The organism is Terrabacter aeriphilus, assembly GCF_039542985.1.
GTDB classification, from domain to species: Bacteria; Actinomycetota; Actinomycetes; order Actinomycetales; family Dermatophilaceae; genus Terrabacter; species Terrabacter aeriphilus.
Genome location: NZ_BAABIW010000002.1, coordinates 1 through 22,782, shown reverse-complemented (window position 1 = coordinate 22,782; position 22,782 = coordinate 1). Strand labels below are relative to the sequence as shown.

Annotated in this window: 14 protein-coding genes; 2 read left to right on the top strand and 12 right to left on the bottom strand. The window is 72.9% G+C overall.

Going from position 1 to position 22,782, the window contains the following annotated elements; translation table 11 throughout:
- The first annotated feature begins 1 nt into the window (after nt 1).
- Nucleotides 2-1,093, top strand: coding sequence for an inositol-3-phosphate synthase (locus ABD979_RS01135; RefSeq protein WP_345505585.1), 1,092 nt, complete (start codon nt 2-4; stop codon nt 1,091-1,093).
- A gap of 116 nt (nt 1,094-1,209) precedes the next feature.
- A complete protein-coding gene (locus tag ABD979_RS01130; protein ID WP_345505584.1) occupies nt 1,210-1,992 on the top strand; it encodes an endonuclease/exonuclease/phosphatase family protein in 783 nt (260 codons plus the stop codon).
- Between the two features lie 4 nt (nt 1,993-1,996).
- Here ABD979_RS01130 and ABD979_RS01125 read toward each other — a convergent pair whose 3' ends face one another.
- The 12 genes from ABD979_RS01125 to ABD979_RS01070 all read right to left on the bottom strand — a co-directional run bounded on the left by ABD979_RS01125 (nt 1,997) and on the right by ABD979_RS01070 (nt 22,766).
- Nucleotides 1,997-2,473, bottom strand: coding sequence for a hypothetical protein (locus ABD979_RS01125; RefSeq protein WP_345505583.1), 477 nt, complete (start codon nt 2,471-2,473; stop codon nt 1,997-1,999).
- 79 nt (nt 2,474-2,552) lie between these two features.
- The gene (locus ABD979_RS01120) at nt 2,553-3,227 is read right to left on the bottom strand and encodes a class I SAM-dependent methyltransferase (protein WP_345505582.1); all 675 of its coding nucleotides are present in this window, start codon (nt 3,225-3,227) and stop codon (nt 2,553-2,555) included.
- A 41-nt stretch (nt 3,228-3,268) separates the two neighbouring features.
- Complete coding sequence (locus ABD979_RS01115) at nt 3,269-4,327, bottom strand: threonine aldolase family protein (RefSeq protein ID WP_345505581.1); 1,059 nt, start codon at nt 4,325-4,327, stop codon at nt 3,269-3,271.
- A 20-nt stretch (nt 4,328-4,347) separates the two neighbouring features.
- Entirely contained in the window at nt 4,348-5,058 is a 711-nt protein-coding gene (locus ABD979_RS01110) for an SDR family NAD(P)-dependent oxidoreductase (protein WP_345505580.1), read from the bottom strand.
- Nucleotides 5,055-6,386: a DUF6421 family protein gene (locus tag ABD979_RS01105; RefSeq protein WP_345505673.1), complete on the bottom strand. Its 1,332-nt coding sequence runs from the start codon at nt 6,384-6,386 to the stop codon at nt 5,055-5,057. Before ABD979_RS01105 ends, ABD979_RS01110 begins: the two co-directional genes overlap by 4 nt.
- 831 nt (nt 6,387-7,217) lie before the next feature.
- Nucleotides 7,218-7,493 carry a WXG100 family type VII secretion target gene (locus ABD979_RS01100; RefSeq protein ID WP_345505579.1) on the bottom strand — a complete coding sequence of 92 codons (276 nt, stop codon included), beginning with the start codon at nt 7,491-7,493 and terminating at the stop codon, nt 7,218-7,220.
- An 81-nt stretch (nt 7,494-7,574) separates the two neighbouring features.
- On the bottom strand, nt 7,575-7,850 hold the full coding sequence (locus ABD979_RS01095) for a WXG100 family type VII secretion target (RefSeq protein WP_345505578.1): 276 nt from the start codon (nt 7,848-7,850) through the stop codon (nt 7,575-7,577).
- 213 nt (nt 7,851-8,063) lie between these two features.
- Nucleotides 8,064-12,464: a type VII secretion EssC family protein gene (locus tag ABD979_RS01090; RefSeq protein WP_345505577.1), complete on the bottom strand. Its 4,401-nt coding sequence runs from the start codon at nt 12,462-12,464 to the stop codon at nt 8,064-8,066.
- Nucleotides 12,461-15,106 carry a transglutaminase family protein gene (locus ABD979_RS01085; protein ID WP_345505576.1) on the bottom strand — a complete coding sequence of 882 codons (2,646 nt, stop codon included), beginning with the start codon at nt 15,104-15,106 and terminating at the stop codon, nt 12,461-12,463. The genes ABD979_RS01090 and ABD979_RS01085 overlap by 4 nt, the downstream gene beginning before the upstream one ends.
- Nucleotides 15,103-16,563, bottom strand: a complete 1,461-nt coding sequence (locus ABD979_RS01080; protein ID WP_345505575.1) for a DUF58 domain-containing protein — start codon at nt 16,561-16,563, stop codon at nt 15,103-15,105. The genes ABD979_RS01085 and ABD979_RS01080 overlap by 4 nt, the downstream gene beginning before the upstream one ends.
- Before the next feature lie 29 nt (nt 16,564-16,592).
- Complete coding sequence (locus ABD979_RS01075) at nt 16,593-17,603, bottom strand: AAA family ATPase (protein WP_345505574.1); 1,011 nt, start codon at nt 17,601-17,603, stop codon at nt 16,593-16,595.
- Nucleotides 17,604-17,714: 111 nt separating this feature from the next.
- Nucleotides 17,715-22,766, bottom strand: a complete 5,052-nt coding sequence (locus ABD979_RS01070; RefSeq protein ID WP_345505573.1) for an Ig-like domain-containing protein — start codon at nt 22,764-22,766, stop codon at nt 17,715-17,717.
- Nucleotides 22,767-22,782: the final 16 nt, after the last annotated feature.

Sequence of the window (22,782 nt, the reverse complement as noted above, 5' to 3'; positions counted from 1 at the left end):
CATGGGATCCGTACGCGTCGCCATCGTCGGCGTCGGCAACTGCGCGAGCTCGCTCGTGCAGGGCGTCGAGTACTACAAGGACGCTGACGCAAGCGCCGGCGTCCCCGGCCTCATGCACGTCGCCTTCGGCGACTACCACGTCGGCGACGTCGAGTTCGTCGCCGCGTTCGACGTCGACGACAAGAAGGTCGGCAAGGACCTCTCCGAGGCCATCAACGCCTCGGAGAACAACACGATCAAGATCGCCGACGTGCCGACCACGGGCGTCGAGGTCCAGCGCGGCCACACCCTCGACGGCCTCGGCAAGTACTACCGGCAGACGATCGACGAGTCGGCCGCCGAGCCGGTCGACGTCGTGCAGGTGCTCAAGGACCGCCAGGTCGACGTCCTCGTCTCCTACCTCCCGGTGGGCTCCGAGCAGGCCGACAAGTTCTACGCCCAGTGCGCCATCGACGCGAAGGTCGCCTTCGTCAACGCCCTCCCGGTCTTCATCGCCTCCGACCCCGAGTGGGCCGCGAAGTTCGAGGCCGCCGGCGTGCCGATCATCGGTGACGACATCAAGAGCCAGGTCGGCGCGACGATCACGCACCGCGTCATGGCCAAGCTCTTCGAGGACCGCGGCGTCGTGCTCGACCGGACGTACCAGCTCAACGTCGGCGGCAACATGGACTTCAAGAACATGCTCGAGCGCGAGCGTCTCGAGTCCAAGAAGGTCTCCAAGACCCAGGCCGTCACGAGCAACCTCACCGGCCCGCTCTCGGGTCTCGTCGACAGCAAGAACGTGCACATCGGCCCGTCCGACTACGTCGCGTGGCTCGACGACCGCAAGTGGGCGTACGTGCGCCTCGAGGGTCGCGCCTTCGGCGACGTGCCGCTGAACCTCGAGTACAAGCTCGAGGTGTGGGACTCCCCCAACTCGGCCGGCATCATCATCGACGCCATCCGCGCGGCGAAGATCGCCAAGGACCGTGGCATCGGCGGCGCCCTGCTGTCCGCCTCGTCCTACCTGATGAAGTCCCCGCCCGAGCAGCGCCCGGACGACCTCGGTCGCGCGAAGCTCGAGGCCTTCATCGCGGGCACCGAGGAGCGCTGACCCGCACCCGGCCTGCCTGACGGCAGGCCGCAGGAGTGCCGTGAGGCCCCCGTCCGCCCGGACGGGGGCCTCACGCGTTCGCGGGCGCGACGTCCGGCAGCAGGCAGGATGGGTCGGTGCGCGTCGTCTCCTGGAACCTGCTGACCGACACGGCCACCGATCCGCCGCCCTGGGCGGAGCGTCTGCCGTTGGTCGTCGCCGTCCTCACCGATCTCGCGCCGCACGCTGTCGGCACGCAGGAGGGCTCGGTGGCGATGCTCGACGACCTGGCCGAGGCCCTCGGCGAGCGCTGGGTGTGGGTCGGCGAGGGGCGCTGCGGCGGGCGCGACGACGAGCTGACCGCCGTCCTCGTCGACACCGACCGCCTCGAGGTGCGCGCCTGGCGCACGCGCTGGCTCTCCCCCACGCCGGAGGTGCCCGCGTCGACGGGCTGGGAGGCCGCCTTTCCCCGCACCCTCACGGAGGTGCACGTGCGGGACCGGCGCGACGGCACGGCATACCTGCTCGTCAACACCCACCTCGACCACGTGAGCGGGCAGGCGCGCCGGGAGGGTGCCCGGCTCGTCGCTGCAGCGGCGGCCGGCAGGGGCGCGGTCGTCACGGGCGACTTCAACGCCCCCGCCGACCCCGCGGACGCCGCGGGCCCCTACGCCGTGCTCACCGCCACAGGCCTCGTCGACGCGGTGGCGGTGCACGACGGCGACCGCTCGGCGGGCAGCTTCCCTGCCTTCGCGGCCCCCGTCGTCGGGGCCGAGCGCATCGACTGGGTGCTGGCGTCGCCCGACCTCGAGGTGAGCGCCGCGCGCGTGGTCGCCGACGGTGTGCTCGGCGCGGCCGCAGCCCGCGGGCAGCACGCGTCCGACCACCTGCCGGTCGTCGCGGACGTGAGCACGCGCTGACGCGTCACGCGTGCGAGTGCGTGCGCCCGCCGTCCCGCACGTCGCGCAGCTGCTGCGTGGAGGACGTCAGGGCCGCGACGCCGAGGGCCAGCAGCACGAGGGCCGGCCAGAACGTCGGCGAGCGCCACGGCGTGAACTGCGGGTAGGACGCGAGCGCGACGCCCGCGGCCACCGCGCAGAGCAGGCCGGCCACAACCTCGGCCACCCCGATCCGTCGTGACCCGGATGCCGCCCGGCGCGCGTCGTGGGAGGTGTCGCGCAGGACCCGTGCCGCGGCGATGGCGAGCACGAGGGAGACGACGACGAGGGCGAGGCCGGGCACGGCGGCGACGCCGCCCAGACCGGCGTCGGGACGGGTGCCGGCGACGACGAGCACGAGGCCGGTCGCGAGGGCGGCCAAGGCGATGACGACGTGCCCGACCGCGATGACCCGGGCGCCGGTGGAGGAGACGGGCGGCGCTCCCGTCGACGAGTTCACCATGCTCCAGCGAACCACCGGCGGCCGTCGTGGCGCGAGGGTCCCCGGGTCACGGACCGGTGCCGATCCGGATGCGCCCCGGTCACGCCCTCCGGGCGAGCACGACGGCCTGGTCGTCGCGCTCGGTGCCCACGGCCCGGCGGACGAGCCGCGCCTGCTCCTCCGCCCCGGCGGCGGCGAGCCCGCCGGCGAGGTCGTCGGCCGTGTGCAGGTGCCGCTCGAGGGTGATGTCGTGCCCGAAGCGTCGGTAGCTGGGCGCCACGTCGCGTATGCCGTGTCCTGACTGGGCGCCCACGAGCAGGTGGCCGCCCGGCCGGGTCACGCGCACGGCCTCGGCGAGCAGCTCCCCGAGTCCGGACGGGGGGGTGTGGATGACCGAGTACCAGAGGAGCACCCCGTCGGCCGAGGCGTCGGCGAACGGCAGCGCGTCGAGCGAGGCCACGCCGAACCGCAGGTCGGGATGGTCGCGCCGGGCCATCGCGACCATGCCGGGCGAGAGGTCGACGCCGTGGGGTCGCACCCGACGGTCGGCGAGGTAGCGGCTCATCCGCCCGGCGCCGCAGCCCGCGTCGAGCACGTCCGCATCGGGTCCGACCGCCGCGACGAAGGCGTCGACCATCGCGAGCTCGAGCGGGGTCTCGGCCCGCGTGTCGGGAAAGTACGCCGCATAGTCGGCGGCCACGGTGTCGTAGGCGTCCCGCACCGACGCGTAGCCGCCGGGGATGTCGCGGTCCGCTGCTGTCGCTCCCGATGCCATGCGCGCAGCCTGCCAGACGCGACCGACGGAGCCCGCGCTCCTCAGCCGAGCAGGCGGGTCAGCTCGCCGACGAACGCGTCGACGTCGGCCTCCGTCGTGTCCCACGAGCACATCCAGCGCACCTCGCCGGTCGCCGGGTCCCAGTCGTAGAAGCGGAACGTCTCGCGCAGCGCGTTCGCGACGTCACGGTCGAGGACGGCGAAGACGGCGTTGGCCTGCACCGGGCGCTGGATCGCCACCCCGGTGAGCCCGCCGACGCCGGCGGCGAGGCGGGTCGCCATGGCGTTCGCGTGCGAGGCCGACCGCAGCCACAGGTCGCCCTCGTAGAGCGCGACGAGCTGCGCCGACACGAACCTCATCTTCGAGGCGAGCTGCATCGAGAGCTTGCGCACGTGCACGAGCCCGAGCGACGGGTCGGCGGCGAGCTCGGGGTCGACGACGACGACCGCCTCGGCCGCGAGGGCACCGTTCTTCGTGCCGCCGAGGCTGAGGACGTCGACGCCGGCCTCGCCCGTGAAGGCCGAGAGGTCGGTGCCGAGCGTGGCCGCGGCGTTGGAGATGCGCGCGCCGTCGAGGTGGACCTTCATGCCGAGCGAGTGCGCGTGGTCGGCGATCGCCTTGACCTCGTCGGGCGTGTAGCAGGTGCCGAGCTCGGTCGTCTGGGTGATGGAGACGACGAGGGGCTGGGCGCGGTGCTCGTCGCCGAAGCCCCAGGCCTGGCGGTCCACGAGCTCGGGCGTCAGCTTGCCGTCGGGGGTGGGCACGGAGAGCAGCTTGATGCTGCCCATCCGCTCCGGGGCACCGCCCTCGTCGGTGTTGATGTGCGCCGTCTCGGCGCAGACGACGGCGCCCCAGCGGGGCAGCAGCGCCTGCAGCGCCACGACGTTGGCTCCCGTGCCGTTGAAGACGGGCCACGTGACGGCGCCGGCGCCGACGTGGCCGGCGACGACCTCCTGCAGGCGGGCCGTGTAGGCGTCCTCGCCGTAGGCGATCTCGTGGCCGCCGTTGGCATCGGCGAGCGCGGCGAGCACCTCGGGGTGCAGGCCGGCGTAGTTGTCGGAGGCGAAGCCGCGCTTCTCGCGGTCGTGCAGGGTGGTCACGAGATCCTCTTCGTCGGGATTCAGGCGGTGGTCGGCCAGAGCTCGACCCGGCGGCCGTTGAGCTCGGCGGCGTCGGTGTCGAGCAGGCCCACGAGCCAGTCGGCCAGGGCAGCCGGCGTCGTCGCCGTCCTGCCGCTGCCGATCCACTTCACCACACCGGTCACGGCGGCGGAGCCGGGGGTGGCCTCCGCGGCGGCGAAGGAGTCGGCGAGCGCGCGCAGCCACGTCTCTGCGGCCGCCTTCGCGCTCGCGTAGGCGGCGTTGCCCGCCGTCGGGGTGCCCGCGGCGGCGGCGCTCACGATCGCGACGCGCCCACGGCCCGAGGCGAGCAGGGCGTCGTGGAAGGCGATCGTCGTGTGGCGCAGCGTGTCGACGAGGTTGCCCGACAGCTCGCGCCACTGCTCGTCGGTCGAGTCGGTGAAGCGGTCGGTGCCGGCCCAGCCGCCGACGAGGTGGAAGAGCCCGTCGACCCGGCCGAAGGCACGGACGACGTCGCCGGCGAGCGCCCGCACCGCGTCACCGTCGCGCAGGTCGCAGACGCGGGTCTCGAGCAGCGCGACCCGCGAGGCGTCGCCGGCCGCGAGCTCGTCGACCAGAGCGCCGAGCGACGACTCGTCACGGCCGACGGCGACGACCCGGTGGCCCTGCGCGAGCAGCGCCGCGCAGGTGGCCCGCCCCGTGGCGCCCGTGGCGCCGGTGACGACGACGACCTGCGACGCGCCGCCCGTCACGCGCTCGCCCCGGTGATGCCGGCCGTCGACTCGATGACGGTCTTCATCTTCTTGCTCAGGGCCTCGTAGAACATCGAGAGCGGGAACTCGTCGGGCAGCACCTGGTCGGTCAGGCCCTTCGGCGGGCCGTCGAGCGGCAGCGCCGAGAGGTCGCCCGCGCGGTGCCGCGCCCACGCCGACATCGGGTGCGGGGTGAGCACCGAGGCGACGAGGTCGTAGGCGGCGATCCAGTGCGCGACCTTCGGGCGGTCGATCGAGCGCCAGTAGAGGTCCTCGACCGCGCGGCCCAGCTCGAGCACCGGCTCGGCCACGCGCTCCCAGTCGATGGTGAGACGGTTGTCGGTCCAGTGCAGCACGCCCTTCTGGTGCAGCCAGGCGAACAGCAGCTGGCCACCGAGGCCGTCGTAGTTGCGGGTGCGGTCGCCCGTGATGGCGAAGCGGAAGATGCGGTCGAAGAGGATGGCGTACTGCACGTGCCGGGCGTACGGGTGGCCCTGGGCCTCGAGGGCGACGGCCTCCCGGAAGGCGGTCAGGTCGCAGCGCAGCTCCTCGAGCGAGTAGAGGAAGTACGGCATCCGCTGCTTGATCATGAAGGGGTCGAACGGCAGGTCGCCGTGCATGTGGGTGCGGTCGTGGATGAGGTCCCACATGACGAAGGCGCGCTCGGCGAGCTGCTGGTCGGCGAGCAGGCGGGCGGCATCCGGCGGCAGGGAGAGCCGCGTCACGGCGGAGGCCTCCGAGACGACGCGGCGGAAGCGGGCGGCCTCGCGGTCGGCGAAGATGCCGCCCCACGTGAAGGCCGGGACCTCGCGCATCGCGACCGTCTCGGGGAAGAGCACGGCCGAGTTCGTGTCGTAGCCGGCCGTGAAGTCGAGGAAGCGGATCGGCAGGAAGAGCGTGTTGCTGTAGTCGCCACCCTCGAGCTCGGCGACGAAGTCGGGCCAGATGACCTCGAGCAGGACGGCCTCGACCTGGCGGTGCGGGTTGCCGTTCTGGGTGTACATCGGGAAGACGACGAGGTGCACGAGGCCGTCGGTGCGCTGCTGCGCGGGGGCGAAGGCCACGAGGGAGTCGTAGAAGTCGGGCACGGCGAAGCCGCCGTCGGCCCAGCGGCCGAAGTCCTTGACGAGGGCCTCGAGGTAGTCGGCGTCGTGCGCCAGCTGCGGGGCGAGCGCCTCGATGCCGGCCACGACCCGGCCGACGTGGGCGGCCGCGGCCGCGTGGTCGGACGTCTCGGGCACCGAGCCGTCGGTGGCCTGCAGGGCGCGCAGGTCGGTGACGGCGGCCTTGAGGCCGGCCCAGGCGTCCGACGCGACGAGGGGGTGCACGGGAGCGGCGACAGCACCGGCCGCACGCGTCGCTCGCGGCGCGACGTGGCACACGGCGTTGTGGACGAGCTCGGCGAACGACGTCTCACCCGCAGCCGGGCCGGCGTCGACGGCGAGCACGACGACGCGGGCGTCACCGAGCTCGCTGACGGCCGCGACGGCACGGCCGTCGGCGGCGAGGAGCGGGCGGGCGGGCGCCTCGACCTCGAGGGAGCCGGTGGCGCCCAACGTCGTGGGCTCCACGCGCGCCAGCAGGTCCTCGCCCACCTCGGTGTCGCGCTCGATGCGCACGGCCGGGGCGAGGGCGCCGGCCGGCACCTCGGCGCCCAGGGCCACGCCGGGAAGGCCCAGCCCCGCCCCGGCGGCGTGCCCACCCGCGGCGGCGGTGAGCACGACGACACCACGGCCGGCCGCGAGCGCCTCGCGGACGGCCCCCTCGCCCGCGGTGGCGGCGTCGAGCACGAGCACGTCGGCCTCCCCGGCGGAGGTGACCTCCGCGCCGCGGTGGGTGAGGGCGGCAGCGAGACCGGGACGGTCGACGGCGACGGCCACGCGGGGGAAGAGGTTCATGGAGGCACTCCTGTCCAGCAGAAACTTCGGCATTGATGCGTTCTTGACGAAGAATCTACGGCCTTAAAGCCACTCAAGGCCAATTCATGCCGTATGCCGTGACAGTCGCCACACCGTCACCACCCTCGGCGTGCTGCGGGCCGTGCTGCGGGCCCGGGCAGCGGAAGGCCCGGGCAGCGGAAAGGGTGGCCGTTCCTCCCCTGAGGGAACGACCACCCTGCCGCGTGGTGCGGGTGAGCGGGGCTCAGCCCCGCACCGAGATCACTTCGAGGACGTCTGCTTCTGCGTCTCGGCGTTGGTCTTGCACTTCTTGCCCATGGCGTCGAGCTTGTCACCGGCGGCCGACACGACCTGGCGCTGGCCGTGCCAGTCGCTCTGGAACTGCTCGGCGTCGGTGCCGCCCCAGTTGCTCTTGATCGTGTTGACGGCCCCGTTGACGGCGTCGACGATGCCGTCGAGCTCGCCCTTGTAGCCGACGAGCTTGTCGCCGGACGCGGACACCGAGTCCGCGTTCATGCCCTTCTTGTAAACAGCCATGTCAGTTCCCCTTCGAAAAGTCTGCGTGAGTGGTTCGGTCGATGAGCCGGTCGAGCGGGTCGAGCCGGTCGAGCGGGTCGATCAGTACTGCGAGGAGGTGCTGCGCTGCTGCGAGACCTCGTGGTCGATCGTCGACTTCATCTCCGTGAGCAGCTTCTGCGCCTTCTGCAGCTCGGGACGGTGCGTGCCGGTCCACTCCTGCTCGAACTGCTTGGAGTCGTCACCCTGCCAGTTCGCCTTGAGGGACTCGACCTCCTGGTCGACCTTCGTGATGAGCTTCTGGATGGCCTCCGCCTGCTGCTGCAGGACGTTGCCCTGGGCGTTGACCTCATCGTCGTTCATTCCGAGCCAAGCCATGACCTTCTCCTTTGCCTGTGTTCCCCCGACTGATTCGGGAAGCTCTCTTCCGGACCAACCGTTCAGGCCCGCGCTGTGCAACTCCTCGACGTCCGCGACGCCTCGGGGGTTTCGTCCCGATGGCGGCTTTCGTCGACAAGCAAAAACCTAAATGACGCTCCCACGGGTGTCGATGGGGAGCACTCCCCACCGACTCCCCACCGGCCACCCACCTCACGGGCGGCCGACCTGGAGCAGCTCGAACTTGCCCTTCTCCACGACGAACCCGCGGCCCGGGGGCAGCTCGGCCCGGTTGAGCGGGGGCAGGTTCGCCTTGAAGACCGAGAGCCCCTCGTTGCCGTCGGGGTGCAGCGCGAGCCCGGACCGGGAGGTCTTGAGCAACGCCTGCAGCCCGAAGTTGCTGCTGAAGAAGGCCGCCTCGCCCTCGGCGACGACGAGCTGGTCGTTGTCGACGCAGGCCTTGGTCAGCGCCGTGAGGGCGTTCTCGGCACCCGCCGGCGCAAGGTCGTCGATGCGCTCGACGAAGACCGCGACAGGACGCGTCGTGCGGCCCTGCTCGATCTCGTCGGTGAGCCGTTTCGCGAGCGCCGTGCTCGCCTCGCCGCCGACGGCCGTCTCGGCCCAGACGCCGAGGTCGAGCAGCTCGGAGGAGCGGCGGGGCGTCAGCAGGTAGAGCGCCGAGGCCGAGCTGAACCGGTAGAGCCCCGCAGCCACCGCCGCCACCGCCGTCGTGCGGCCCGACCCCGAGGGGCCGGTGATGACGAAGGTGCCCTTGGGGTCGAAGCCGTGCGGCTCGAGGCTCGAGCTCGCGACCCCGACGACCGGCCGGCCGCCGTGCTCCGGCGGCAGGTCGGCGAGCGGGATGTCCTCGGCCAGGCTCTCGATCGGCAGGGCCTCGCTCACGCCGGCCTTGCGCGTCGCGTCGGCGAACGCCGCGACGGCCGCGGCCTGCACCGTGACGTCGGAGGAGCCGCCGAGCACCGCGACCTGCACCTCGGAGCCGGCCATCAGCCCGCGCCCGGGTGGCGACGACATCGTCAGCACGTCGCCCGGCACGCCGAAGACGGAGTAGTCGTCGACCGCGCTCATGCGCAGGATGATCCGGCCCTGCACGGCGGCCGCGAGGTTCGTCGGCAGTCCGGTGCGCTGGTCGGACGCGATGACGAAGTGCACGCCCACGGGTCGTCCGTCGGCCGCGAGGCCGGCGAGCAGGTCGAGCCACTGGAACCGCCCGCCCACCTCGTAGGCCTGCCGGAAGGCGGTCATGTTGTCGATGAGCACGAGGATGCGCGGCTCGTCGGGCCGGCCGGCGAGGCGCCGGTAGTCGGTGATCGTCGCGGCGCTGACCCCGGAGTAGCGCGAGGCACGCTCGTCGATCGTCGCGCGCAGCATCCGCAGCAGGCGCGTGACCCGCTCGTGGTCGCCGCCCGGCACGATCGAGCCGACGTGCGGTAGCGCCTCGAGCATCGCGAGGCCGCGGTTGCCGAAGTCCAGGCCGTAGACGTGGCACGGGCCGCCGCGCACCGTGTAGCCGGCCGCGACCGCGATCGAGCGCAGGAAGACCGACTTGCCGGAGCCCGACGTGCCGTAGATCGCGATGTTGCCCTCCTTGTCGGGGCGGAACGCGATCTCGGGCTGGGCCTGGTTGTCGGGGTCGTCGGCCACGCCGAAGACGAGCTCGTCGTCGCGCCGCTGCGTCGGCAGCGTGGCGAGGTCGTAGACGGCCCGCATGTCGGGCAGCCACGGCTGGCGCGGCTGGGGCAGCTCGGCCATCCGGGCCGCACGCCCGAGCGTGCCGACGAGGCGCTGGATGTCGGTGGGGCCGAGGTCGACCTCGTCGTCGCCGCCGACCCGCTGCGGCGGGTCCCACAGGGTGCCGGCGCCGAAGACGAGCGTCTCGACCTTCATGTCGGGCGGCGGCGGCACGTCGGAGGTCCAGCCGCCGGCATACCCGGCCTGGAAGGGCACGAGCCGGCCGGGGCCGGTCTTGCTCACGGCGCGCCCCGGCAGGGCGGGGTCGAAGAACGCGGCCTCCTTGGAGCCGAGCACGTCGTCGGAGTCGTTCTCGTCGGCCATCCGCAGGGCCATGCGCAGGTTCGTGTTGGCGCGCAGGTTGTCCTTGATGACGCCCGCGGGCCGCTGCGTGGCGAGGATGAGGTGCAGCCCGAGCGAGCGGCCGCGCTGGGCGACGTTGACGACGCCGTCGACGAACTCCGGCACCTCCTGCACGAGCGCCGCGAACTCGTCGACGACGATGATGAGCGACGGCGGGGCGTCGACCTCGCCGCGGCGCTCGAGCTCGACGAGGTCCTTCGCCTTGTGCCGGGCGAGCAGGTGCTCGCGGTGGTGCAGCTCGGCCGCCAGCGAGGCGAGCGCCCGCCGCACGAGGTGGGGCGAGAGGTCGGTGACGAGACCCACCGTGTGCGGCAGCTTGACGCAGTCGCGGAAGGCCGAGCCGCCCTTGTAGTCGACGAGCAGGAAGGTGACCCGCTGCGGCGAGTGCGCGGCGGCCATGCCGAGGATCCACGCCTGCAGCAGCTCGGACTTGCCGGCGCCCGTCGTGCCGCCGACGAGCGCGTGCGGGCCGTCGGAGCGGATGTCGACCGAGAAGGTGCCCTGGCTCGACTGGCCGACGACGGCGCGCAGGTTGCCCGGCTTGCGGGGCAGCACGGCCGGCGCGAAGGGGCCGGTGAGGATGGAGCGCGACTCGCCCCACTTCTCGATGACCGCCTCCTCGGAGCTCGCGAGGTCGGTGCCGGTCAGGGTGAGCAGCGAGACCGAGCGCGGCAGGTCGCTCGCGTCCTCGACCGGCACGCCGGCGTCGACGACGGGGGCGAGCTGGCGGGCGCACGCGAGGGCCTCGTCGTAGCCGACCCGGTCGACCGCGACGGGCTGCACCGACGCCCCGGCGTGCACGTAGCCGGCGAGCGAGGTGTGGTCGTCGCTGACGACGAGGAAGGTCTGGCAGGCGGCCGGGAGCAGCTGCTGGCTCTCGGCGACCCAGACGACGATGACGCCCGACCGGTGCCCGCGCTCGGCGAGGGCGACGAGGCGGCTGCGGTCGATGGGGGCGTCGCCCTCGACGAGGACGATCACCGCGGGGCGGGCGGCCGTCGCGTCCTCGCGCTCCTGCGGGCTGCCCTTGAGCTCGACGATGTCCTCGAGGGCGTCGGCGAGCGCCGAGCACGCGGGCGCGCTCGCGGCGAGGTGGTCGACCTCGACCGGGCTGTGCGGCGACGTCGTGTGGGGCAGCCACTTGAGGAAGTCCCAGTCGCGGGCCGAGCTGCCCGACGCGAAGGCGCAGATGGCGAGCTCGGCGGGCGAGTGGAGGGCGGCCGCCTGCAGCACGATCGAGCGGGCGGCGCCGAGCGCGTTGGCGCGGGCCCCCGCGACGCCGATCGCACCGGCGCTGAGGGGCGTCGCGACGACGGGCACGTCGGGCACCACCTCGAGGCCGCTCAGCTGCTCGCTCACGGCATACCAGGCCTCGGCCTTGGAGCGGCCGACCGCGGGCATCGTGATCGTTGAGCGCGACGCCAGGGTGCCGAGCCCGAGGCGCACCTCGGCGAAGCCGTTGCCGTCGCGTCGGCGGGTCCAGAGCAGGGCACTGCGGTCGCGCACGGCGGTCAGGGCGTCCTCGCCGCTCGGGTGCTCGCCACGGCGCACCCGGCCCTCCTGCTCGAGGGAGCCACGGATGCGCTGGGCGAGGGTGCCGAGGTCCTCGTTGAAGTCGACCATCGCCTGGGCGAAGTCCTTCTTCTGCTGGCGCCGGGCCTCGTAGAAGGTGCCGGCCATCATCATCGGCATCATCAGCATGAAGATGATCGAGAACGCACTGCGGGTGATGAGGTACATGACGATGCCCATGAGCAGCGGCACGACCATCGCGACGACGGGCAGCGGCATGAGCTTGCCGCGCTCGGGCAGGTCGGGCACCTGGAACTCCTGGCCCCCGAAGAGCGGGGCCACGCGCGGCGAACGCGAGAACGCGACGACGCCCGCGTCGCCGGAGAGCACGCCGCTGCCGGGCCGGCTGACCGCGCCGTCTCCGACGAGGTGCACCTCGAGCTCGGTGTCGCCGAGCCGCACGACGTCTCCGCTCTTGAGCTGGGCGCGCGTCACCTGCTGGCCGCCCGCCGTGATGCCGTTGGCCGAGCCGAGGTCGACGACCTCGACGACCTCACCGACGACGAGCTTCGCGTGCTGCCGGCTCACCGACTCGTCGGTGAGCCGGACCTCGCACCCGCGCCCCCGCCCGATGTAGGCCGTCCCGCGGGTGAGCGGGACCTCGGTGCCCGCCTCCGGACCGGACCGGATGTAGGCGACCGCGGCGGGCCGTCCCCGGTCGACGAACCCCTCGCCGGCCCGCGTCACCGAGACGCGCATGCCCGACTGCAGGCCGCTCTCGGTGACGGTGGCTCGGGGGTCGAGGGCCCGCAGGTCCTGGTCGACGAGCGCGAGGGTCATCGCCTGCTCGAGGCCGAGGGCGCTCGAGCGGTGGGGGTCGGCGGCCGCGAGGTGGGCGGCGAGGTCGCCCACCGTGGTCGCCGAGTCCGTCGTCGCGACGAGGTCGGTCTCGCGGTCGCCCGACCGCAGGACGAACTTCAGCTTCACGCGTCCTTGCCCTTCCGTGCTGCACGTGCACTCTTCGCCCCGGGCGCCGCGGTGCCGACGCCCGCCGTGGTGCCTCGAGTGCTCCTACCGGTCTGCTTCGGTCCCCCCTGGCGGCGCGACGTGCGCGCGAGGGCGGGCCCGAGGCCGGCTCCCGAGGGCAGGTGGTCGCGGAAGGTGCGCAGGGACACGTCGCCGCGCACCTTCTGCCAGAAGCCCTGCTCCGCGCGGATCCGCTTGCGCGCCGACTCGACGTCGGCCCAGAAGGCGTCGACCTCCTCCGCCGTCGGCTCGGTGACGTCGAAGACGTGCCCGTTGGCCGACGCGGCGAGCGGCACCAGCGCCAGCGAAGGGGCCGGTGCGGCGGCGGGAGCAGCCGACGGGACCGGGGCCCCCATGAGCGCGCCGTCGACGACGGGGCTCGGCTTCTCGGGGGCGGGTCCGTGCACGTGCTCCTCGAGTGCCCGGGCCTGCTCGAGCCGGGTGCCCTTGACGGGCAGGGGGATCCGCAGGTCACGGGCGGTGTCGACCACCTCGCGCCACCCGCTGCTGACCCGGCCGGCGGTGCCGCCCGTCGTGCGCCGACGGCGCCGCCTCAGCCACTTGGCGAAGCGGATGGCGCCGTAGACGAGCAGCAGGACGAGCGCGGGGGCGACGAGGAAGAAGACGAGGTAGCGCAGCCAGTCCGGCCAGTTGTCGGGGTCGAGCGGGTTCTTGTCGTCCTTCGGCGGGTTCTTCAGCTGCGTTGCGTTCTGCGCCTGGTCGGGGCCCTGCAGGACGCTCGGCGGGTTGTTCGCCGACGGCGGCGGCACCTGGGCGCCGGTCTTCTTCTCCTCGGACTTCTGGATCAGCTGCTGGGGCTTCTTGTTGCGTTCCGGCACGAACTGCTTCCAGTAGATCGGCTGCCAGGAGCCGTCGGCCTTGGCCACCTCGACCCACGCGTGGACGTCCTTGCCCTTGACGACGCCCGCGGCGTCGGGCTCGGCCCCGAGCACGACGCGGGCCGGCACGCCGAGGCGGTTGGCGACGAGCGCCAGTGCGGCGGCGAACTGCTCGTCGTTGCCGGCCAGCTGCGTCGCCTTCATGAACTGCGTCATCCGCCGAAGGCTGTGGCCCGGCAGGAAGACGTTCTGGTAGTCGCCGGGAGCACCACCGTCGGTGTAGGCGCCGTCCTGCATGGCCTTGGCGACGGCGACGACCTTCTGCCACTGGCCGTCGACCCGGTCGGTCCACGGGGCGATCTTGTCGTCGAGGAACGTGAGGTTCTGGCTGTCGACGACCGTGCCGTCGGCGACGTCGAGCTCCGCCGGCAGCTTGGCGTCGATCTTCTCGGCCAGCGCGCTGACGGTGTACGTGTCACCCGCTCGGAGCTTCTCGGGCAGCACACCGGTGTTGGTGTCGATGTTGAAGCGCAGGTCGTCCGAGAGCTGGTCGCCCCGCGGCCCACCGAACTCGAGGCCGGTGACGGTGCCGAACGTCGGCAGCCACACGTCGTCGTAGCCGGCGGCCGGCACGCTGACCGTCGCCGTCACCGGGTCGCCGGTGCCCTCGGCCGCGATGTGGCTGCCGACCTTGCGGAAGCCCGTGCCGTCAGGGACGTCGCCCGTGCCGTCGTTGGCGAACTGGCCGGCGCCCCAGACGAAGCCGTCGTAGGTGTCGAGCGCGGCGATGCGCACCGGCACCCCGGCCGGCAGGCCCTTGACGGTGAGCAACGTCTTGTCGAAGAGCTCGGAGCCGTTGGGCTCGGTGTACTGCCGGAAGCCGGCGAGCGGCGACGAGTACTGCGTGACGTCGAACGGCGGCACGAGGGCGGAGCGGAAGACGGTGCGCTCGGTGCCGTCGGCGCCCGGCAGGTGCGGCCCGACGAAGAAGCCGCCGACCGTGGCGGCGGCGAGCAGCGCCGCCGTCGTGACCGCACGCGTCGTGCGCCCGGCGCCGTTCTGGAGCGCGGGACGGTTGCGGTTGCTGCGCAGCGCCGTCCAGCCGATCGCGACGAGCGCGAAGACGGCGCCCTGGAGCAGCACGGCGGCCGGCGTCAGGGTGCCGAGGACGATCGAGGCGACGAGGAGCAGCACCGGGGCGACGAGCGCGGTGACCGCGCCGGGCCAGCGTCGGGCGACGCCGTAGGTGAGCGCGGCGCCGACGAGGCCGAAGAGGAAGGGCAGCGCCATGTAGGGGCCCTCCGAGTCGACCGGGGGCAGCGCCGTGAGCAGCTCCTTCCAGCCCGGCACGGCCATGTGCACGAGCGTCGCGAAGCTCTGCCCCGAGGGGACGAAGCCCACGAGGAGGTCCTCGCGCACCGCGACCGGCCCGCCGAGGAGGAGGTATGCCGCCGCGACCGCGAGCAGCGTGACGATCCCGGGTGCCCGGAAGGTCGCCGTCACGTGCGACACGAGCAGGCCGAGCACGAGGCCCGCGAGCCCGACCCAGAGCCAGCCGAGGCCGAAGAAGGTGGTGCGGAAGCCGACGAGGGCCAGGCCCACGAGCACGAGGGTGAACCCGGCGTCGACGAGGTGCGCGGCGCTGGGACGCAGGCGCCCGAGCTGGGTGCGCAGTCGCTCGGCCACCGTCGGTGGCGTCACGAGCGCGGAGGGCGGCGGGGCGGAGATCGACCCGGTGGGCCCGTTGGGCGTCGGGGTGCTCATCGGGCCACCCCTGAGACGAGAAGCATGCGGAGGTCCTCGAGTGTGCGCATGGTGAGGATGACGAGGCCACCCCCGTGTCGGATGCCGTGGTCGGCCTGCGGGTCGATGACGACGACGACCCGCGTCACCTCGGGCTGGAACTGACCGGCCGCACGCTGCAGGTCGATGAGTGGCCGGTGCGGGCCGGTCACGATGAAGCACGTGCTCGTGTCGGGCGCGAGGTCGGCGGCGTCGAGCGAGGTGCTGAAGAGGTCGACGGGACCCGGCTCGACGCGGGACATCGCGTCGAGGCCGACCTGCGGCACCGACTTCGTCACCTTCTGCGCACCGCAGACGATCGTGCAGTCCTGCTCGTCGAGCATGACGCGCACCATGATCGAACTGCCGACCGAGATGGCCGTCTCGACGTCGCGCTGGATCGCGGTCGGGGCATTCGCGGCCATGACGTCGCGCTCGACGTCGCGGTCGGTCTGCCCGGTCTTGCCGTGGCCCGAGCGGTACTGCTCCGGGTCGGGGTCGACGATGACGGTCACGTGCGACCGGCGCGTGTCGAGGAACTGGCGCACGAGGAGCTTGCCGGCCTTGGCCGAGCTGCGCCAGTGGATGTAGCGCCGGTCGTCGCCCGGCTGGTACTCGCGCAGCGCGTGGAAGGCGAGGTCGCTCATCGAGACGTCCTCGGTGGTGCTGCCCTCGAGGTCGCGGAGCAGGCCCGCCCCGAGCGACTCGAGGGCGACGGTGCGCGGGTGGACGAACAGCTCGGTGCGCTCGGTCCACGTCAGCTGCCGGCGCATCAGGCCGAGCGGGTCGCCCTGCACGGTCGTCGCGGGACCCACCTGGATGACACCGCGGCGCGAGGTCGGCACGACGAAGAGCTCCTCGTGGGCGTTGCCCGGCGTCAGGGCCGGCAGCACGAAGCGGGCGGCCGACAGCCCGACGGGCAGCTCGACGAGGATCGGCAGCATCGGCGTGCGCGCCTCGTTCGTGACGAGGATGCGGCCGGTCGCCGGCTCGCCGACGACGACGCGGCGGGGGTCGACCTCGGCGACGATCCGGACCTTGGTGCGGCCGAGCGCGAGCACGAGGCAGATCGCGAAGAGGACGAGGGCCGCGGCGGCGACCATGAGCAGCTCGGTCCAGCCCCACCGGACCCCGACGACCCAGCACGCCACGCCGAGGGCGAGGATCGTCCGGCCGAGCGGCGAGACCCACCGCAGGATGCCGGCAACCGGGCGCCACACACCCTCGGTCTGGCCGGCGACCTGCTCGATGCCGCGCGTCAGCGGCTGCGTGATCTGCCGGATGCCTCGGCTCGTCGTGCCCGACACGGCACGCACGAGCCCGCCGGTCTGCGACGGCGCCACGGGCGCTCCCGCGCCGGAGGGCGCGGGCCGGCGTGACGGCATCCGGAAGCGGCTGCCACGGCGTGGCGGCGCGGCCTGCTGGTCCTGCTGGGTCATGCGGTCCCCTTGGTCGTGTCCGGTCCTGCTCAGGCAGAGGCGCGCTCGGCCGGCGGCGCGATGTCGCCGAGGATCGAGTCGATGACGTTCTCGACGGTCGTGCCGGCGAACTGCGCCTCGGCACCGAGCAGCAGGCGGTGGCTCAGCACCGGCTCGGCGAGCAGCTTGATGTCGTCCGGGATGACGTAGGTGCGGCCCTGGCTCGCGGCCCACGTCTTGGCGCAGCGCACGTAGGCGAGGCAGCCACGGACCGAGAGGCCGAGCTTGAGCGAGGGGTGGCGCCGCGACTCCTCGGCGATGCGGCTGACGTAGCCGAGGATGGCCGGGTCGACGTGCACCTCGTCGGCGAGCTTGCTCATCTCGACGATGACGTTGCTCGCGATGAGCGGGCTCAGCGTCTTGGCGCGGTCACGCGTCTTGGCGTCGGCGAGCACGGCGATGGTCGCCTCGTGGTCGGGGTAGCCGACGCTCGCCTTCATGAGGAAGCGGTCGAGCTGGGCCTCGGGGAGGCGGTACGTGCCGGCCTGCTCGATGGGGTTCTGCGTCGCGATGACCATGAAGGGCTCGCCGACCGAGTGCGGCTTGCCGTCGATGGTGACCCGGCCCTCCTCCATGACCTCGAGGAGCGCCGACTGCGTCTTCGGCGAGGCGCGGTTGATCTCGTCGGCGAGCACGATGGTCGCGAAGATCGGGCCGGGGTGGAACTCGAAGCTCTGCTTCGTCGGCTCGTAGATCGTGACGCCGGTGACGTCGGAGGGCAGCAGGTCGGGGGTGAACTGGATGCGGCTGTGCGTGCCCTGCACCGTCGCCGAGAGGGCGCGCGCGAGCTGGGTCTTGCCCGTGCCCGGGAAGTCCTCGAGGAGCATGTGGCCCTCGGAGAGCAGGCAGGTCAGCGCGAGGCGCGTCACGTGCGCCTTGCCGAGGACGGCCTTCTCGATGTTGCCGACGAGCTGGTCGAAGGTGTGCGCGAACCAGGTGACCTGCTCCTGGGTGATCTGCGTGCTGGGCGTGCTGTGCGTGCTCTGGTCGGTGACGCTCATGGTGCGGGTCTCTCCTGTGGTGGTGGGTGGTGCGTGCTGCGTGCGTGCGTCGGTGGTGGTGCGGTCGGGTCGGGTCGGCTCCCGGTCGGGCATTCTTCGGGGGCTCCGGTGTCACCAGCCCCAGGGTCTGGCCGTGAACGAGTCGGTGCCGTTGCTGCCCGTGCACTGGACCGTGACGTAGCCGTTGCCGAAGCCGTAGAACTTCGTCGACTCGTTGGGGCCGTTGGTCGGCTGGTGCGACCCGCGGGTGCCGTCGTCGTAGCTGTACGGGAAGTCGCCGGGATACGTGTCGGTCGTGATGAAGCAGCTGATCCCGCCCTGGAAGTTCGAGAGCGTGTAGCCGATGCGGTAGCAGTCCCCGTTCTCACAGCCCCTGACCGAGCCGGTCCGGCTGCCGTGGTAGACGGAGTCGACCTTGGGCGCCGGCGGCGGCGGCGCGTCGTTCGTGCGGCCCGACACGAAGTCGGTCCACGGACCGGGACCGGAGTCCTGGGCGATGGCGCGCACGCGGATCCGCTTGGACGTCGAGTACGGCAGCCCGTCGAAGGTCGTCTCGCGGGTGCCGGCGCCGACCGTGGCGTTGCGGTCGCCGTCGATCTCGTAGCCCGTGACCGGTCGGCCGTTGCTCGACGCCGCGTCCCACCGGAAGGTGACGGTGTGGTCGTCATGGCTCTCGCGCAGGTTCGGCACGCCCTGGGTCGTGCCGTAAGGGGTGATCGGCGCGGATCCCGACGTCTGGCACAGGCCGGCGCTGTTGCACGTCGTCACCGTGATCGTCTGCGGCCCCACGGGCAGCCTGCCCGTCTGCTGCGTGCACGAGCCGGACGCGCAGGCGAAGCTGCCGCTCGCGCCGCTCGAGGTCGAGTACGTGACGCGCTGGCCGCCTCCGGCGTGCGGCGCCCCGATCGAGTAGCTGACGTCGGCCGTCTGGTCGGACCGCGGGGTCGAGGCCCCGCCCATGGCCGGCTTGTCGGGGTAGCCGTTGGCCGTGTAGCCGGCGAAGTTGGCCCGGTCGGAGGTCGCCCCACCGCCGTTGGTGGCCGTCACGGCGTACTGCACCGTCTGGCCCTCGTAGGGGATGGTGTCGCTGACGACGCGGGACTGGCCGCCGGAGCGGGTCGCGATGCTCGTCCACGCCCCGCCGCCCGTGCGACGGAAGACCTCGTAGCCGGTGATGGGCGGGCCGTTCGGGTCGGTCGCCGCCCAGCGGATCGTCACCTGCGCGTTCGCCGCCCCCGGCACCGGGTCGCGGGGCGCCAGCTTCGGGGCCGGCACGGATGCCGGCTTGCCGAACGACTGCGCCTTGACCTGCGGACCGAACGGGCCGTAGCCGGCGCCGTTCGCGGCCTGGACGCGCACCGCGTAGGCGTCGTTGTTGACGAGCCCGCCCAGCAGCTTGCTGAGCGCCGGGGCCGCCACGGTGGCCTGGCTGGTCGCGCCGGCGTTGCCGCCGATGTTGATCCACTGCACGCGGTAGGTGACGACCGGGCTGCCCTCGTTCTGCGGCTCGGCCCAGCGGACCGTCAGCCGGCGGTCACCCGGGGTGATGTCGGTGATCGACGTCGCCTTCGGCTTGGTGTCGGGCCGCACCGTGTGGCTCGCCGGGCTGGGCTCGGACCAGCCGACCGCGTTGCGGCTGCGGACCGTGAACGTGTAGTCCTTGCCGTTGGACAGCCCCTCGACGGTGCAGGGCGCCGCGCTGCACGCGGTGGTGCCCCCACCGGGTCCGACGGCCGTGACCTCGTAGCCCTGGATCGGCAGGCCGCCGTCGTAGGAGGGCGGTCGCCAGTCGACGCGGGCGCTGCTGCCGAGGATGCGGTCGGCGACCGCGACCGGCGCGGCCATCGGGTCGGGCTTGCTGCGCACGCTGACCGAGACCTCGCCCGATGCCGACGGCCGGCCCGGCGCATCGGTCGCCCTGACGCTGATGCGCGCGTCGCCGCGGGCCTGGTCGGAGGCCGAGACGCTCAGCTGGCAGCCGCGCTGCGACACCGAGACGCCGGTGCCGCTGCGCACGCTCGCCGAGGTGATGGCGCACTGCGGGGCCGACAGCGGGCTGTCGAGGAACTGGGCCAGGTTGACCGTGCGGCTCGTGCCGGCGATGAGCCCCTCGACGTTGGCCGGGCGGAGGGTGGCGCCGGGCGGCGAGCTGACGACGCGGACCTTGATCTTGAAGGAGTCGGCGCCGCCACGGGCCTTGACGGTGACCGAGCCGGTCGCGCCCTCCTGGGCGGCGGGCTGGGCCTGCAGCACGACCTGGCGCCCGCCGGCGCCGGCCTGGCTGAGGTCGACCCGGTCGATGCCGGGGTCCCAGCTGGCCTCGTAGCGAGCCGTGCTCGTGTCCATGCCCGTCGGCAGCCACGCGTGGCACAGCCGCGGGATGTCGAAGCTGCGGGCGGGGCCGTCGGCGACGAGGCGGACCTCGTGGCTCGGGCAGCGCAGCACCGGCACGTCGGGCCCGATCTGCACCGGCAGCGTGACGTACGTCGTGCGCCCGGCCTTGTCGGACGGGCCGGTCGCGTTCGTGACCTCGAGCATGAGCGCGGCCGGGCCGACGTAGCCGTTCGTCGACGTGAGCTTGAGCTCGGTGCCCGAGACGACGTCGGCCTGGAGGTCCGCCGACGGCGAGGTCGAGACGGTGTCGGGCGAGGTGACCTTGACCGTGCCGCCTCGGGGGTCGGTGACGTAGTCGCCGAGGGGGAGCGTCACCGTGGAGTCGGCGCCCATCGTGACGACCTTGCCCTCGACGACGAACGGCGCGCCGTTCGAGCCGGCCGGCACGTAGATGAGGGCCATCGCCGTGGCGCCGTCGGCGTCCTCGATGACGTAGGGCACGACGCGGGCCTGCGGGCGCAGCTGGATGCGCAGCTTGCGCCCCTCGCGGGTCACGCCGTCGCCGACGAACTTCGTGATCTTCAGCGTGGACTGGTCGCCGTCGAGGTCGCGGTCGTTGGCGAGCGCGTCGACGAGGATGGAGGTGTCGCCCTGCTTGGCGACTCCCGTGTCGTCCACTGCCACGGGCGGGTTGTTGAAGTCCTTCTGGCCGCGGACCGTGAGCGTCGACTTCGACGCGTCGAACAGGCCGTCGGTGATGCCGTAGGTCAGCACCTTGGCCGGACCGTCGTCGGGGGCGACGACCTTGAAGGTGTCGTCCTTCTGGCGCTGGAAGTCCTTGAGGACGTCGGGCTCGTTGAGCGTCGACAGGTCGACGAACGAGACCGAGTCGCCGGCGGCGATGAGGTCGTTGGCGAGCACGTCGGCGTGAACCGTGCGGCCGGGCGCCGCCACCACGTCGTCCTCGACGGCGACCGGGGGCTGGGGGTCGCCGGGCTGGACGACCCCGACCCGGACGAAGCCCTCGCTCGTGCCGCCGAAGCGGTCGCGGAGCTCGTAGCGGATGACCTCGGTGCCCGAGCTGCGCGGGTAGGCCTCGTAGCGGATGGTCGCGGCGCCGAAGCCGAGCACACGGCCCAGCTCGAGGTCGACGGCCTTGCCGTCCTCACCGACGATGCCGCTGACGAAGGTGAGGTCGCCGTCGGGGTCGACGCCGCTCGTCGGCACGGTGATGGAGAGGGTGTCACCCGCCGTGACGCTCGCCGAGAAGCTGCGGGCCGACGGCGGCCGGTTCGGGTTCTTCACGGCGTCGGGCAGCGGGTTGATCGTGACCGTGACCCGGCCCGTGACGGCCCGCGCGCGCAGGCCCTCGGGATAGGTCGCGTACTCCAGGATCGCCGACTTCGGGCCCGTCTGGGCGCCCTGCTCCGGCACGTAGCGCACGACGGTGCCCGAGGCGAACGCCTGCCCGCCGCCCGAGAGCACCTTGACGCCCGCGGGGTCCAGCTTGAGCGGGATGCCCTCGCTCATCGAGTCGTTGTCGAGCACCGGGATCGTCACGGCGTCGCCGACCCGCACGGTGGCGACGTCGTCGACGACGGTGGGCAGCACCTTGTCCTTCGGTTCGGGCTTCTGCACGACCGAGAGCTGCCCGACGGCCGTCTTCGTGCCGTCGCTGATCGTGTAGGTGACGGTGCCACGACGCTGGGAGCTGCCGTCGAGGGGTGCGGTCGGCTCGACGCGCACCCAGCGGCCCTGCACGACGGAGACGCGCAGCCACGCGTCGCCCGTGACGACCCTCTGCACGACGAGGACGTCGCTGCGGGGGCTGTAGTCGTTGGAGAGCACGTCGGCGATGACCGGCGTCTGACCGCGCACGACCGCACTGTCCGGGGTGGCGACCGGCGGCAGGTCGGGCGAGGGGTCGGGCAGGATGTCGACGCGCACGCGACCGACGCTGACCCCGGAACCGACCTGGGCGGCATACGTGATCGTCGACGTGCCCGGGGTCTGGCCGGTCACCGTGAGCACGCTCGTGTCGAGGTTGGTGTCGATGGTGAGCTGGCCGGGGCCCTTGACCTCCTGCGCGAGGCGCATGCGGGCCTCGGGGTCGGTCGGGTCGGCGCCGGCGATGTCGTTGCCGAGCGGCTGCAGCTGCACCGGCTTGCCGACGACGGCGCGCAGCACGTCCGGCTGCGTCCTCGGCGGCACGGCCTTGCTGTCCTGCTCGCCCAGCACGTCGAGGGTCACCGAGTCCTTGGCGGTGCCGCCGCGGCCGTCGTCGACCTGGTACTCGACGACCTGGTCGCCCTGGTCCGCCTTCGCCTTGACCGTGAGCGCACCCGAGCCGTCGACGCCGGTGCCCGCGGGGTCGAGGGCAGCGACCTGGATCGGGTCGTTCTCGGCGTCGCGCCAGTCGGCGATGACGCCGACCCGCACCGAGCCGCTCGCGACGACGGGGTACTTCGCGCGGGCCAGCCTGGCCTGCCCGGTGCGCAGCCGCGGGGGGCTGTTGACGTCGTCGCCGACGACGCGGACGGTGACCTTGGCCGTGGCGCGGCCGTTCTTGGCGGTCGTGCCGTTGTTGACGGTGTAGTCGAAGGAGAACGACCCGGTCGCCTCCTCGGGCACCGTGACCTGCACGGTCTGGCCGTCGGCGGAGGCACTCGTGGAGATGCCCTCGGCACTGGGCCGGCCCACGTCGCCGGGCGAGATGGCGAGGATCGAACCCTGCGAGTCCGAGTCGTTGTCGAGCACGTGCAACGTCGAGGTCCGCCCCGCACGCACCTGCAGGTTGTCCGGCTGCGCCTTCGGCGGCGTACGGCTCACCTCGTCATCGACGAGG

Bases quoted from the DNA above. Each gene is read 5' to 3' on its own strand.
- ABD979_RS01135 (WP_345505585.1), top strand. From the start codon at position 2: ATGGGATCCGTACGCGTCGCCATCGTCGGCGTCGGCAACTGCGCGAGC.
- ABD979_RS01125 (WP_345505583.1), bottom strand. From the start codon at position 2,473: ATGGTGAACTCGTCGACGGGAGCGCCGCCCGTCTCCTCCACCGGCGCC.
- ABD979_RS01120 (WP_345505582.1), bottom strand. From the start codon at position 3,227: ATGGCATCGGGAGCGACAGCAGCGGACCGCGACATCCCCGGCGGCTAC.
- ABD979_RS01100 (WP_345505579.1), bottom strand. From the start codon at position 7,493: ATGGCTGTTTACAAGAAGGGCATGAACGCGGACTCGGTGTCCGCGTCC.
- ABD979_RS01095 (WP_345505578.1), bottom strand. From the start codon at position 7,850: ATGGCTTGGCTCGGAATGAACGACGATGAGGTCAACGCCCAGGGCAAC.
- ABD979_RS01085 (WP_345505576.1), bottom strand. From the start codon at position 15,106: ATGAGCACCCCGACGCCCAACGGGCCCACCGGGTCGATCTCCGCCCCG.
- ABD979_RS01080 (WP_345505575.1), bottom strand. From the start codon at position 16,563: ATGACCCAGCAGGACCAGCAGGCCGCGCCGCCACGCCGTGGCAGCCGC.
- ABD979_RS01075 (WP_345505574.1), bottom strand. From the start codon at position 17,603: ATGAGCGTCACCGACCAGAGCACGCACAGCACGCCCAGCACGCAGATC.